This is a genomic window from Streptomyces dryopteridis (assembly GCF_049606955.1).
Classification (GTDB): Bacteria; Actinomycetota; Actinomycetes; order Streptomycetales; family Streptomycetaceae; genus Streptomyces.
On sequence record NZ_CP187113.1, the window covers coordinates 771,527 to 784,218 of the forward strand.

A 12,692-nucleotide genomic window follows, 5' to 3' on the forward strand; every position below is an offset into this window, starting at 1 on the left:
GGCGGCCGGGCCGGCGTCGGCCCGAACCGGTGTCCGCGCGCCCTGTACCCCGTGCCCCGTGCGGCACTCCCGCATCGTGCCGTGTGCCGGCAGTGGATCACCAGGGGTCGGCCGGTCCCTTCCGTGCGGACGGGCCGGCCGGATCTCACCCCTCGGGATCCTCCAGGCGGATCTCCACCCCGCCGCCGACGCGGCCATGCTCGCTCATCTCGCGCAGCAGCCGGCCGCCCTCCTCCTCGATCTCGGCGCGCACCACCCGGGTGACGGGCGCGAACGGGGTCACGACGAGGGTGGTGCGCCCGGCGCGCGCGTCGGCGTCGAAGCGCCAGACCCCGGCCATGGACCCGTCGGCGAGCCAGACCCGCAGGGACTGGTTGCCGTGGGCGTTGCGGCCCTTGTGGGCGGCGGGGATCACCCGGGTGCGGTCGGCGTGGGAGAGCAGCAGGTTGTCGAACTCGGGCAGGAAGCGCACCGGCGCCGGGGTGGCGGGGTCGGGGCGCGGGCCCTCGGGCACGTCGTACAGCTCGACCCCCGCCTCGTCGCGGAATCGCAGCAGGTCGGGGGCGAGCCGGTCGAAGACGGCGCGCAGCCGGGTGAGGCCGCACCAGGTCTGGGCGTCGCGGACGGAGGCGGGTCCGAAGGCGCGCAGGTAGCGCAGCACGAGCGCGTCGAGGGCGGCGTCACCGACCGCCGGATCGCGCGGGTCGTCCGTGCCGTCCGGGGTCCGCTCCGGGAGGCCGGTCCACCGCTCCAGGGTGGTGAGCCGGACCTGCCCGGACCTGCCCCACACGCCGCGCGGGGTGGTCTGGACGAGCGGCAGCAGGCAGCGTGCGGCGACCGCGAGGGAGGCCGGGTCCGCCGCGGGCCAGGAGCGGGACAGCTCGGTCCGCAGTTCGGCCATGGTGCGGGGCTCTGCGGTGACGAACTCGCGGGCGCGGCCGGCGAGCAGGTCGAGGTCGACGCCGGCCAGGCCGGCGCGGAAGGTGTGCAGCTCGCGGGTGCGGGCCGGCTGCACGAGGGACCGCACCCGGGCGGCGTCGCGGACGGTGTGGGTGTGGATGGTGGACCGCAACGTGACGATCCGGACCACCCGGCGCTCCTCCATGAGCCCGGCGAGTTCGGCGGGATCGAAGCCGGCCAGGCGGGCGTGGAGCTGGAAGTAGGGCGGGGCGGTGTTCTGGGCCTGGAGTCCGAGGAGCAGTTCGACGGTCTCGGCGGCGGGGCGCTCGGCCCGTTCCAGCAGGAGTTGCCGGGCGAGGGTGGCGCGGCCGAGGGCGCGGGCGTCGAGGACGGGGACTGCGGAAGGGGCCATGGGGAAGACCTTGCCGGCAATCGCGGCCGGATCCGGTCCGCGATCACCACACCACCACGCCCGATATCCTACGGACCGCACCGAAAGATCCCGTTCGCACATCACCCCAGGGAGCTGAGCCCGCGATGCCGGAGCGCCGTGACCGCCGCCCCTCCCCCGCCACCGGACGCCCCTCCGCGCCGCCCGGCCCGCACCGCAGCGTGGTCGACTCGGCGGTCTACCGCGACGGCCGGCGCGTCGCGACCCCCGAGAGCCTGGCCGCGACCTTCCGTCTCCTGCGCGAGGAACCGGACGGCATGGCCTGGATCGGCCTGCACCGCCCCACCTCCACCGAACTCCACTCCCTGGCAGCCGAGTTCGACCTGCATCCGCTCGCGGTGGAGGACGCCCTGGAGGCCCACCAGCGCCCGAAGCTGGAGCGCTACGGCGACACCCTCTTCGTCGTCCTGCGCGCGGCCCGCTACCTGGACGCGGCGGAGGAGGTGGACTTCGGCGAACTGCACGTGTTCATCGGCCCGGACTTCCTCATCACGGTCCGCCACGGCGCGGCCCCCGACCTCTCGGCGGTCCGCCGGCGCATGGAGGACACCCCGGAGCTCCTGGCCCTCGGCCCGGAGGCGGTCCTCTACGCGATCCTCGACTCGGTGGTCGACGGCTACGCCCCGGTCGTCGCGGGGGTGCAGAACGACGTGGACGAGATCGAGACCGAGGTCTTCCGCGGCGACCCGGAGGTCTCGCGGCGCATCTACGAACTCTCCCGCGAAATGGTCGAATTCCAACGCGCGACCCGCCCCCTGGTCGGCATGCTGCACGCCCTGATGGCGGGCTTCGCGAAATACGGTACGGACGAGGAACTCCAGCGCTACCTCCGCGACGTGGCCGACCACGTCACCCACACCAGCGAACGCGTCGACGGCTTCCGTCAGGCCCTGACGGACATCCTCACGGTCAACGCCACCCTGGTCACCCAACAACAAAACGCCGAAATGCGCGCCCTGGCCGAAGCGGGCTTCGAACAGAACGAGGAGATCAAGAAGATCTCCAGCTGGGCGGCCATCCTCTTCGCCCCCACCCTGGTCGGCACGATCTACGGCATGAACTTCGAAACCATGCCAGAACTGAAATGGGCCGCCGGCTACCCCTTCGCCATCCTCCTGATGGCAGTGGTCTGCGCAAGCCTCTACCTGATCTTCAAAAAACGCGACTGGCTGTGACCGGCCACGACCCCGGGGCCGGCCGCCCCCCTCCCCAGCTCCCGACGGCGATCTCACGGGCGGCAGGGCGTGCCAACCGGTGCGCTCGTCCTCATGCCGTCACGATTGCTCCGCTCCGTCGGCTGGGCCTTCGCCCGCGGAAGCCGTCGGCATCGAGCTCTCGTCGCCCGTCTCTCCCGCCTCTCCATCCTCATCGGGCGTGGTGAGCAGGGTCCGCCTGACCTCCTCGGCGGCGTCGTGCAGCCCCGACATGTCCAGGGTCCTCACCAGACGGTGCACGAACACCATGCGCTCGTCCGTGTCCGGCTTCAGGTCAAGGTCCGACAGCAGCCGCTCCCACACGCTCACGTCCTCCTCTCGAGCCTGCGTTCCTCCCTCTTGGCTCTGCCCACCCCACAGCGACCCGTCGAGGGTCTCCTCGTCCCGCATGGCCACGGATGGGACGAGCAGGTGGCGGAAGAGATGGGACACCTCTTCGTCGTTGGCCGCCGCCGCGATCTGCGCCAGCGGTCCGATCATCTCCACCGCCTTCTCGACCTCGTTCTCGTGTCGCGACAGCCACCACACCACCGCGCTGCCCGCGCTCTTGAGCACGTCGTCACCGAGGTAGCGGCGCTTGCTGCGTTCGTGGTCCCGTTCGTGTTCCCACACTTCTTCGTCCTTGCGAAGGTCCTGCATCCTCCGCAGACGTTCGCGGTCGGCGGGAGCCAGCGTCAACGTCACATCCGCCGCCAACGCCTGCACCCGGCCGCTGCGATCCTCCCGGGCCACGCCGAGTTCGCCCTCCAGGAGGTATCGCGCGAAGCTCGCCCGGCCGGGGTCTTCACGGCGGACGACCTCCGAGGCCCTGGCAACGATCGCGGACGAGGCCAGGTTCGGACCGGCGCCGTCCGAGCCGCCGTCGTGACCGGAGAGCGGCTTCCACCACACGGTCGCGGAGAAGAGGAAGTCGTAACCCTCCATGGCGCTGGGCAGCGCCGCGTCGATCACTCGTGTCTCTTCGTACACCCGCTCCTGCGGTACCGCGGTCGGCTCCGGTTCACGGGGCTCGTGCGCGTCGGCCGGCCCGGGGCCGGCTCCGCGCGCCGTCATCATGAGCAACAGGGAGCCCGAGGTCGTGACCATGCACATGAAGCCCCACAGCCATGCCGACCAATGCAGCAGGTTCCCGAGGAACGCCGGCGCCAGAGCACAGAAGGCGACGAACAGCAGACGGGGCAGGCGGTGGTTCATCGTGTCTCTTCCCAGGTCCGTGGTCCGGTGTCCGAATTTCGTGTACGGGCGAACTGCTCATCGTCGATGTGCTGCCACAGGAGAGCGGCCACAGCCTCACGGGACGGATCCCTGGCACGGCCCACCCAGCCGTGCGCCACGGCGTACAGGCGATGAAGGGCGGCCACACGCCCGTGGGTGGCTCTCACGATCGCGCCCAGGAGCGTCGCCGGAGCGCTGCCGCGGGCCACGGCGTCCAGCCAGCTTCTGGCCGACGGGCCCCACAGCTCCGTGGGCGGCTGTGCGAACACCGTCTCCCAGCCCGCGAGCAAGTCCGTCCAAGGAGGCGGATCCGGAGTACGGCGACGGTCCAGCAGCGAGATGAGGATTTCGAGATGGGGATCCACGTCGCCCGGCCCCCGCCCCACTCCCTCGTTCAGACGGTCGATCAGCTGCCCGTAGAGCCGACGATCACGGCCGGCCAGATCGAGAAGGGCCTCCCGGGCCTCAGCGGCCACCGTGCCGTTCCGCACGGCCAGATGGTGCAGCCGAACCATGGCCTGACCGGGGTGCGTCACACCGAGGCTCTGAACGCAGGCGTCGATCAGGACGCGGGCCAGACCGTCCGACAGCGGCCCCGACCTCGCGCAGTCGTACATGCGCTTGCGAAACCAGCCTCCGAACCGTTCGTGAGTGAGGCCGAGTTCGAGAGTCGCCACGGCTCGCGGATCACGGAACGCCCCGGTCGCGCCGTCTGTCCACCGGACCAGCAGGTCGAAGAGGTGGTCGGGGCGGCCGGCGGCCAAGGAGCGCTCACCGAAGCGGACGACCGCACTCAGTTTGTCGTCGGTGGTGAGAGCACTCAGCTCGGCGGCGCTTCCGATCCAGTCCCTGAGGTCGTCACGTATCCCGGGGAAGTTGGTCCAGAAGTACGTCCGCACCGCGTCGGCGTACGCCAGCCGGTCGAAGCGCAACCGCCCGTCGATACCCCGTTTGATTCCGAGGGCCGTCAATCGCTGCCCGAAGTCCGTCCGCGCGAGCTCGGTGGTCTCCTCCTCCTCGTGCCCCACCACCTTCATCAGTCCGCGCCACGCCTCGTGGACCGCGTCGGCGGGGGCCTCTTCGAACACCGCCGCAGCGAGCAGCAGGGCCCGGTCCGGCGCGGAGCGAACCGTGACCACCTGTCGACCGACTTCGTCCACGCGATCCGTCAGCGCGTGCCTCGCCTGATCGAGCCACTCCGCGAAGTCCGAGCCGAACCGGCCGCTTTCGCCGGCGATCTTCACCAATCCCGCGAGTCGCGCCAACTCCCTCATGGGTGAGCGCTCGCACAGGTGCTGAAGGTCCTCGCCCGCCAGGTCCGCCGGATGGAAGGACATGCGGTCCATGCGCAGGTGTCGAGTGAGGACCGCGAGGCCCCGGGGTCGCCCGAGTGTCACCGTGTGCGGTTCGAGATCCGGCGAGAGCACGTGGCCCATGTCCCGCGGCAGGACGACGACCATGTGTGCCCCCGCCTCCAGAACCTGTGACCGGCGCAGGACCATGAGCTGCTGTGCCTTGGTGAACACCTGCTCGTCGGCGATCCCGGAGAGATCGAGAAGGAACCGGTCGCCCTCTTGGGGCGCGAGCTCGCCCTTGCCCCTGCCGGTCTCCCTGTCGTCGTCCGTGGCGGGGAGTTCCTCGAACCGGGCATCGTCCCCGTCGACGTCGATGTCCTCCCCGAGCCCGTGCAAGAGCATGATCCCGGCCGCGCGACGACCGCTGCCGGGCAGGGCGTCGAGCAGCACCACCGATCCGGGCTTCTCCACACGGTCGGCAGCGATGCGATAGCCGGCGGGTCGGACGAACCGGAGGGCCAATCGCTCCCGATCCTCACGCGCGACCCTCAGCGTCGGGACCCCTTTGCGGGTGATCCAGTCCTCGCCGCCGTAGAAGACGTACTGATCGCCCTCTCCGCTGTTCACCGGACCGCGGGGATCGTTGACGGTGACTCCGTCCCCCTCCGTCATCGCCCGTCGTCCGTGCGCCGGCGCTCCCGCTCGAAGCGCTGGTGGACCGTGCCGCTGTTGTCACCCGCCGTGAACTGCACCCCCGTGTTGTCACCCTGGAAGTGCGGCGCGTTGTACTGGTGCCCCCGGCCGGTGTTCACGGGTCCCTGGGGCTCGTTGACGAAGGTGCCGGACAGGTCTCCGTTGAGGTTTCCGATCCCTCCGCGCACACGTTGTTCGACGTCGCGGGACCGCATCCTGGTGTCGCCCGCTCCCCGATCCGACTTCTTGCGGGACCGTGCCTCTACGGGCTCTCGGCCGTGGAGCACGTCGCGGTCCTCGGCTCCCAGTTCGGGCAGCAGTCGGGCGAGCGCGTCCCCGAGTGCCTTCAGGTCCGACTCCGCGTTGCGGTGGTCGAAGCGCCGGTACTGGCAGTCCGCCAACTCTCGCAGATCGTCCGGAAGCACGGCCGGCTCGATCCGGGTCGCCCTCCCGACCAGCACGGGGATCACCAGAACCCCTCGGTCGAGTGCGGTCCGGATCTCACGACGGGTCCAGTCCTCGTCGCTCTCGACCGCGGGTCGACCGTCGGTTCCGCGCACTTCCGTCCAGCGCGGGCCGATCACCGCGAGGAGGGCCTCACAGCCTTCCGCCGCCCTGATCAGTTCCACCGGAAACCGGTGGCCGGGCTCGATCGACCTGCCGGCGAAGAAGATCCGCTCACCGCCGAAGCGCCGGGCCAGTTCGCGAGCGATCATGGTCGCGACGGATTCCTCGTCTCCCGTGCGGTAGTTGACGAAGACGTTGGGCATGGGAATTCCCTTCGTGAAGGATGTGCGGAGGGCGATGACGAACGAATGTGAGGTCCGGCAGGCGGCCCGAGAGCACGTGGCACGGCGTCGCGGGCAGAGGCCGAACGGGCTCACCGCGGGCGATCGGTGGAAAGGCGAAGCGGGGAGTCCGGCGAGCTTCACGGCTCAAGCCGGGTTCGGCCGCAGGGGGGTGGTGGTGTCAGGCCGTTGCGGGGGCGAGTGCCCGGGCCAGCGCCGGCTGCAGGTCGAGTACGGCCCGGCTGCTCCGGAACCGAGAGAGCTCCCGCGCCAGGCGGGTGATGTCGCTGTTCACCGTCGCCGAGGGGACCGCCGGCATCACGGACAACATCTCGCCGGCGATCGTGCATGCCTGTTCGACCTCTCCGGAGGCCGCGTGGGCCAAGGCCCTCCGGAAGCCGTACCGGGCGCGAGTGCGCAGCGCGGTCGGCGGGAGACGTCGGCATTCCCGATCGAGGACCTCGGCCGCGGCCTTGGGACGACCGAGGTCGTACAGGCACCAGCCGGTGGTCATGGCGGCCTGATCACTCACGTGGGTGCTGCCGATCGCCGGATCGGAGCCGTTCCGGGCGTCGTCGGCGTCGAGGAGTTTCCGTGCCCTGTCGAGACTTCGGAGACAGTCGAGTTCGTTGCCGAGAAGGGCGTGGCCCTGCGCCTCCCGCTGCGCCGCGAGTCCTCGAATGCGCGGTGGAAGTCCGTCGCCCTGAGCCCTTCGGGCCAGGGCCACGGTGCCTGTGGCGTCCCCACCGTAAAGCGTGACCAGGGCGCGGCGCACCAGTGCGTAGGAACCGAGGTGCGGGTCACCCCCGGCGTGCGCCAGGCCACCGGCCTCACCGGTCCAGCCCAATGCCGCGATGTCGTCCCCGGCCTCTTGGGCCATCCAGCCGGTGAATTCCGCGAACCGCGACGCGAGCCGGAGCGCCGGGGCCCGATCGGAGGACCCGGCGTCGGAGGCCAGCGCGGCGATCATGCGTGTCTGGGTCTCCAACAGCGGCAACAGGGCCTTGGGCTCCGTGGATTGCCCGAGCGCCCGCAGCTGATCGAACTGGACCCGGAACGAGTCCAGCAGCGGATCGGACGCCGAGAACGACCGACCTCCGAATCGCAGACCGAGGTCGATCAGGACTCCCGTGCCCCCGACGAGCACCTCTCGGCGTCCGACGGACCAGGCACTCGAACCGGCCGGACGTTCAGCGGTGTCCGACGCGCCTTCGGGGTGATCGGCCAAGCTCCGCAGCGCGCCGTCGGCGCCGAGGAAGGCGTCGCATCGACGGGCCAACTCGGCCGAGGCCGATCGTTTCCCGCGTTCCACTTTGCTGAGATGGCCCTTGTCGTAATTCAGGGCCGCGGAGAACTCGGTCAGGGTCAGTCCCGCCTGCAGTCGTAAGCGACGCAGCTCTGGTCCGAAACGTGAAGTCGTACTCATTACCGGCCTCCCCTTGTGTGCGACTCTCACTCGATGCGCGACGCCCGTCTCGGAGAGATGGTGAATGCACCCCGTGACACGACCGCATCGCTTCGCATCCGAGAGGGAGTTTGGCACGCGGCAGGCACCGAGAATCGTGATTCGACGGTGTTGCCCGTTGCCTCTTTCCCTCGCCGTCGGCCTCCGCGTACTCCACGCGACGGCCGGAGTCGGCCAGGAACCGGGACAAAGCGAGCGAGACGGACCACGACGCCACGCCCCTGACCTAGGGGGGACCTGCTCCGGCCCACGATCCACCGTTCCCGCCGGCAGAAGGACGGGGCGGCTCAAGACGCGTGTCGGCGGGGTGATTCACCGGGAGCCCATTCACCTGACGCGCACCCGAACAGAGCGGGGCGAGGGAAATCGGCCACCGATTCACCGACTTCCGCAAGGAATCGGTCACAGCTCGCCGGAGCACTTCTTCACCATGCCGGTTTCACCGTGCCGGAGTTTCCCGATTCGGGCTCTCCGCCGAGCCCGAACCTTCCATGGACGTCTCGTGTCCGCGCGCGTGCCGAGCACGCGTGGTGAGGGGCCGGCCGGGCGCAGCGTGACGCGACACGTGATGCGTCGCGACAGCTTGCGGGTGCGGCGACCGGAGGAGATGGGGGCGCGCCCTGGTGGGCTCTCGCCCGCGTGGCTTGTCGGGCGCGCCGTGGGGCGGATTTCGGGGGTGTGGGGGGACGCGCGGCGGGTGTTGGGGGGTGCGTGGGGCGGTTGGGTCAGGGGGTGGTGGGGGTGTCCAGGAAGTCCGAGATCAGGGTGGTGAGGGCTTCGGGGGTCTCGGCGAGCGGGAGGTGGCCGCTGTCGAGGGTCGCGAAGCGGCTGCCGGGGACGGCCGCGTGCAGGGCGCGGGCCTCGGCGAGGGGGACGAGGCGGTCCTGGCGGCCGGCGACGACGAGGGTGGGGGCCGTGACGGAGCCGAGGAGGTCGGTCAGGTCCAGGCGGCGGGCCGCCTCCAGTCGGCGCAGGGCCTCGGCGTCCGGGCGGAGTTCGGCCAGGAGGTCGTCCAGGGCGAGTTCGTCCAGGGAGTCGAGGTGGCGCGGGGAGTGGAGGGTGAGGGCCGCGAAGCGGGCGAATGCCTCGGGGTCGAGGTCGGCGAGGCTGCGCCACAGGTCCAGGGAGAGGGCGGAGGCCGCGCGGTCGCCGCCGACCCGGCCGCCGACGAGGATCAGGCGGCGGACGCGTTCGGGGCGCAGGGCGGCGGTGGCCGCCGCGGCGACCGCGCCGAGGGAGAAGCCGATCACGTCGACCGGCGGTGGGGTGCCGAGCGGCGCCCGCGCGGTCTCGGGCGGGCGGGGTGACGTGCTCGGGTGCGGCGGCGGCGTGCTCGCGGCCAGGGTGGTGGCCGCCGCCAGGACGCGGTCGACCAAGGGGAGGAGGTCGGACGGGATGCGGCGGGGGGTGGGGGCGTCGGGGTGGGCGGGGGCGTCGACGAGGGCGTCGTGCGCGGTCATGGGCCGCAGGCCGGGGCAGAGCGCGACCTCGGTGCCCAGGACGGTGAACCGTTGGGCGAGTCTCTCGGTGAACCGTTGGCGTGAGCCGCCCGGGGCGACCCCGGGTTCGACGGGGGTTCCGTGCACGAGCAGCAGCCCCGGGCGCGGGCCGGGGACCGGGGCCGGTAAGGGACGGGCGGCCGGGGCGTCGATCGTGGTCATGGGGGGCTCTCCGATCGGTCGGGAGGGCCGGGACGGGTGGTGGAGGCGGGGCGCGCGGCGCCTGCCGTGCGCGCGGCCGGTCTCGTCGTGGTCCCCCGACCCCGTGACCGACGGTGCGTCGGCGCTCCGGTAACCCCGTGCCCGGTCCGGGCACGTCCTCCCCACCGAGCCCCGGCGGAGGTCTCGGTCCGGCCGAGTCTCGCCGACGGGAGGGTCACGGAAGCCGACGGGCGGTCGGTTATGTCAAGTCGGTTCGGGCGGGGCGCAGCCCGGCGGGGAGGGTGAAGCGGGTGGTCTCCTCGGTGACCGTGACCTCCTGCACGTCGGTGTAGCCGCGGTCGGCTAGGGCGGTGACGAGTTCGCGCACGCGGTCCTCGGGGGCGGAGGCCCCGGCGGTGACGCCGACGGTGTCCACGCCGGTGAACCATTCGGCGCGCAGCGCGGAGGCGTCGTCCAGGAGGTGGGCGGTGCGGGCCCCGGCGCGGAGGGCGACCTCCACCAGGCGCAGGGAGTTGGAGGAGTTCTCGGAGCCGACGACGAGCAGCAGTTCGCAGCGGGCGGCGATGGCGCGGACGGCGTCCTGGCGGTTCTGGCTGGCGTAGCAGATCGCGTCGGGCGGGTTCTCCAGTCGGGGCAGCCGGCCGCGCAGGGCTTCGGCGGTCTCGGCGACCTCGTCTACGGCGAGGGTGGTCTGGGCCACCCACACCACCTTGTCGGGGTCGCGGAAGGCGGCGCGGGCGGCGTCGGCGGGGGATTCGACGACGGTGACCCGGTCGGGGGCGTGGCCGCGGGTGCCGTCGGCCTCCTCGTGGCCGACGTGCCCGATGAGGGCGATCTCGTAGCCTCGGCGGGCGTAGCGCAGCACCTGGTGGTGGACCTTGGTGACCAGGGGGCAGGTCGCGTCGATCACCCGCAGGTCGCGGGCCTCGGCCTCGGCGCGGACGGCCGGGGAGACGCCGTGGGCGGAGAAGACGACGAGGGAGCCGGGCGGCACCTCGTCGAGTTCGTCGACGAACACGGCCCCGAGGGAGGCGAGTTCGGCGACCACGTGGGTGTTGTGGACGATCTGTTTGCGGACGTGGACGGGGGCGCCGTGGCGGGCCAGCGCCTCGCGGACGATCTCCACGGCGCGGTCCACGCCGGCGCAGAAGCCGCGCGGCGCGGCCAGCAGTACGGTTCCCATCACCACTCCTCATCCCTCCGCACAACGCGGGTCCTGTCGCCGCGGGGACGACAGGACCCGGGGAGGGCGCGCACGGGAGGGGGTGGTCGTCGCGCCCTGTTCCAGTAGGCGGGTCGGGGGGCGGGCGGCGCCGGCGCTCGCGGGGGCGGGGGTGTTGAAAGTCGGCGGGGTGTTGAACCCCCGGCCCGGACCCGTCAGTGGGTGTCCGCGCCCCGGGAGCGTTGGACGGGGGTCCGGATCGGGGCCGGCACGGCCGTCCGCGCGGGGGTGCGGGCGGCGGGGAGGAAGGCCGGTTCGCGGCGGGTCGGGAACGGCGACGGGGCCCGGGACTCGGTGTGCTGCCGGGTGAGGTCGCACGGGCCGAGGCCGCCGAGGGCCCGCAGGACGGCCTCCACCGCGACCCGGGGGGCGGCGGGGCCGGCGGTGACGCCCACGGAGGCGGCGCCGGCGAGCCAGGTCCACCGCACGTCGCCCGGCCCCGTCACCAAGCGGACCGTTTCCGCGCCGGCGGCGACCAGTTCGGTCAGCACCCGGTCGGCGCCGACCGCGAGGACCACGTCGCAGGAGTCGATCAGGGCCCGCACGGCGCGTTCCCGGTCGCCGGCCGCGTGGCACAGGCTCGCGGGGTGCTGGGGCAGGACGTGCCCGAAGCGTGCGCGCAGGGCCTCGGCCACGGGTTCGGCTCGTTCCACGGCGCGTCCCGGCTGCCAGACCACGGCGATCCGCTCCGGGTCGGCCACGGACAGCTCGGCGGCGTCGGCGACGGTGGTCACGGTGTGCGCGCGGCCGGGTCCGGCCCGGTCGAGGAGTCCGGGGGTCACGGCGTGCCCGGGGTCGCCGACCAGCACCACCTCCTCCCCCTCGGCCGCGAAGCGGCGCACCTCCTCGCCGACCCGCGTCACGAGCGGGCAGATCGTGTCGACCACCGTGACCCGTCGCTCGGCGCGCGCCCGGTCGGCGGCGGCCCGGTGGCCGCCGGCGAGGCCGGCCGGGCCGAGGACGAGCAGTCCGCCGTCGGGGACGAGGTCGGCGTGGTCGACGCGGCGCAGGTCGTATTCGGGCGGCAGGTCGGCGGGCCAGCCCAGGCCGTGGGCGGGCCGGCCACCGGGCACGGTGAGCCGGTCGAGGGCGACCAAGGCGCGGCGCAGGCCCTGGCACAGGGGTTCGTCGGCGGCGGCGACGAGGCGTCGGGTGCGCATCACGGAGGACCAGGCGGCCAGTTCGCGGATCAGCAGGTACTCCTCGGTGCCGCCCGCGCGGGTCACGGCGCCGAGCCCTCCGGTCCGGCCGTCGCGGGCCCGGTAGGAGACGACGACGGCGAGGGAGGGCCGCGCCCTCGGGTCGAGGGTCGGGGCGGGGGTCGGCTCAGGGGTCGCGGCGAGGGCCGGCGCGGGTCTCGGGTCCGCCGGGTCCAACGGGTCCGCCGCGGCCGTCGGGTCTCGGCACGGGTCCGCCGACGCGGGCGCGGCCCCCGGGCCGGGCGGGGCCTCGTCCGCGGTGGGGGTGAGGAGGTCCACGTAGCGCACCGCGAGCCCGGCCCGACGCAGTCCGCCCGCGAGGAAGGGGGCGGCCGGGCAGGGCACGAGCCCCCGGTCGGGGTGCCGTACGTGCCGGGCCACCAGCACCGTCGCGGCCTCGACCGGCCAGACCACCCGCCACTGTTGGGTCGCTCGGGTTCTCTGCACGGCGGCACCGCCTTCCACGAGGTCACGGCACCGCCCCCGACGCGACGTGGTGCGCCGCCGTGCCGTGATCGGAGCCCCGGCGGCTGCCGGGCGGCGTCACGCTACTCCGGCCCGCGCCGGCGTCCGCGCCGAATTCACTCGC

Annotated in this window: 9 protein-coding genes; 1 reads left to right on the plus strand and 8 read right to left on the minus strand. The window is 72.8% G+C overall.

Annotation, left to right across the window (positions count from 1 at the left end; all coding sequences use genetic code 11):
* Window positions 1-145: 145 nt before the first annotated feature.
* A complete protein-coding gene (locus tag ACN20G_RS03120; RefSeq protein WP_424211159.1) occupies window positions 146-1,312 on the minus strand; it encodes a winged helix DNA-binding domain-containing protein in 1,167 nt (388 codons plus the stop codon).
* Between the two features lie 125 nt (window positions 1,313-1,437).
* Here ACN20G_RS03120 and ACN20G_RS03125 point away from each other — a divergent pair, with 125 nt between their 5' ends.
* The gene (locus ACN20G_RS03125; protein WP_424211160.1) at window positions 1,438-2,526 is read left to right on the plus strand and encodes a magnesium and cobalt transport protein CorA; all 1,089 of its coding nucleotides are present in this window, start codon (window positions 1,438-1,440) and stop codon (window positions 2,524-2,526) included.
* Between the two features lie 99 nt (window positions 2,527-2,625).
* Here the strand turns inward: ACN20G_RS03125 and ACN20G_RS03130 are convergent, their stop codons facing one another.
* The 7 genes from ACN20G_RS03130 to ACN20G_RS03160 form a co-directional block, all read right to left on the minus strand.
* Window positions 2,626-3,759, minus strand: coding sequence for a hypothetical protein (locus ACN20G_RS03130; protein ID WP_424211161.1), 1,134 nt, complete (start codon window positions 3,757-3,759; stop codon window positions 2,626-2,628).
* A complete protein-coding gene (locus ACN20G_RS03135; RefSeq protein WP_424211162.1) occupies window positions 3,756-5,702 on the minus strand; it encodes a hypothetical protein in 1,947 nt (648 codons plus the stop codon). Before ACN20G_RS03135 ends, ACN20G_RS03130 begins: the two co-directional genes overlap by 4 nt.
* Before the next feature lie 41 nt (window positions 5,703-5,743).
* On the minus strand, window positions 5,744-6,538 hold the full coding sequence (locus tag ACN20G_RS03140) for a toll/interleukin-1 receptor domain-containing protein (RefSeq protein ID WP_424211163.1): 795 nt from the start codon (window positions 6,536-6,538) through the stop codon (window positions 5,744-5,746).
* 199 nt (window positions 6,539-6,737) lie between these two features.
* Window positions 6,738-7,982: a helix-turn-helix domain-containing protein gene (locus tag ACN20G_RS03145; protein WP_424211164.1), complete on the minus strand. Its 1,245-nt coding sequence runs from the start codon at window positions 7,980-7,982 to the stop codon at window positions 6,738-6,740.
* A gap of 764 nt (window positions 7,983-8,746) precedes the next feature.
* On the minus strand, window positions 8,747-9,682 hold the full coding sequence (locus ACN20G_RS03150) for an alpha/beta fold hydrolase (RefSeq protein ID WP_424211165.1): 936 nt from the start codon (window positions 9,680-9,682) through the stop codon (window positions 8,747-8,749).
* Window positions 9,683-9,920: 238 nt separating this feature from the next.
* Entirely contained in the window at window positions 9,921-10,865 is a 945-nt protein-coding gene (locus ACN20G_RS03155; RefSeq protein ID WP_424211166.1) for a 4-hydroxy-3-methylbut-2-enyl diphosphate reductase, read from the minus strand.
* Between the two features lie 194 nt (window positions 10,866-11,059).
* Window positions 11,060-12,550, minus strand: a complete 1,491-nt coding sequence (locus ACN20G_RS03160) for a hypothetical protein (protein WP_424211167.1) — start codon at window positions 12,548-12,550, stop codon at window positions 11,060-11,062.
* Window positions 12,551-12,692 lie beyond the last annotated feature (142 nt).

What these genes read in the sequence shown, in the direction of transcription:
- ACN20G_RS03125 (WP_424211160.1), top strand. Translation starts at nt 1,438, where the DNA reads ATGCCGGAGCGCCGTGACCGCCGCCCCTCCCCCGCCACCGGACGCCCC.
- ACN20G_RS03155 (WP_424211166.1), bottom strand. Translation starts at nt 10,865, where the DNA reads ATGGGAACCGTACTGCTGGCCGCGCCGCGCGGCTTCTGCGCCGGCGTG.
- ACN20G_RS03130 (WP_424211161.1), bottom strand. Translation starts at nt 3,759, where the DNA reads ATGAACCACCGCCTGCCCCGTCTGCTGTTCGTCGCCTTCTGTGCTCTG.
- ACN20G_RS03120 (WP_424211159.1), bottom strand. Translation starts at nt 1,312, where the DNA reads ATGGCCCCTTCCGCAGTCCCCGTCCTCGACGCCCGCGCCCTCGGCCGC.
- ACN20G_RS03140 (WP_424211163.1), bottom strand. Translation starts at nt 6,538, where the DNA reads ATGCCCAACGTCTTCGTCAACTACCGCACGGGAGACGAGGAATCCGTC.
- ACN20G_RS03145 (WP_424211164.1), bottom strand. Translation starts at nt 7,982, where the DNA reads ATGAGTACGACTTCACGTTTCGGACCAGAGCTGCGTCGCTTACGACTG.
- ACN20G_RS03150 (WP_424211165.1), bottom strand. Translation starts at nt 9,682, where the DNA reads ATGACCACGATCGACGCCCCGGCCGCCCGTCCCTTACCGGCCCCGGTC.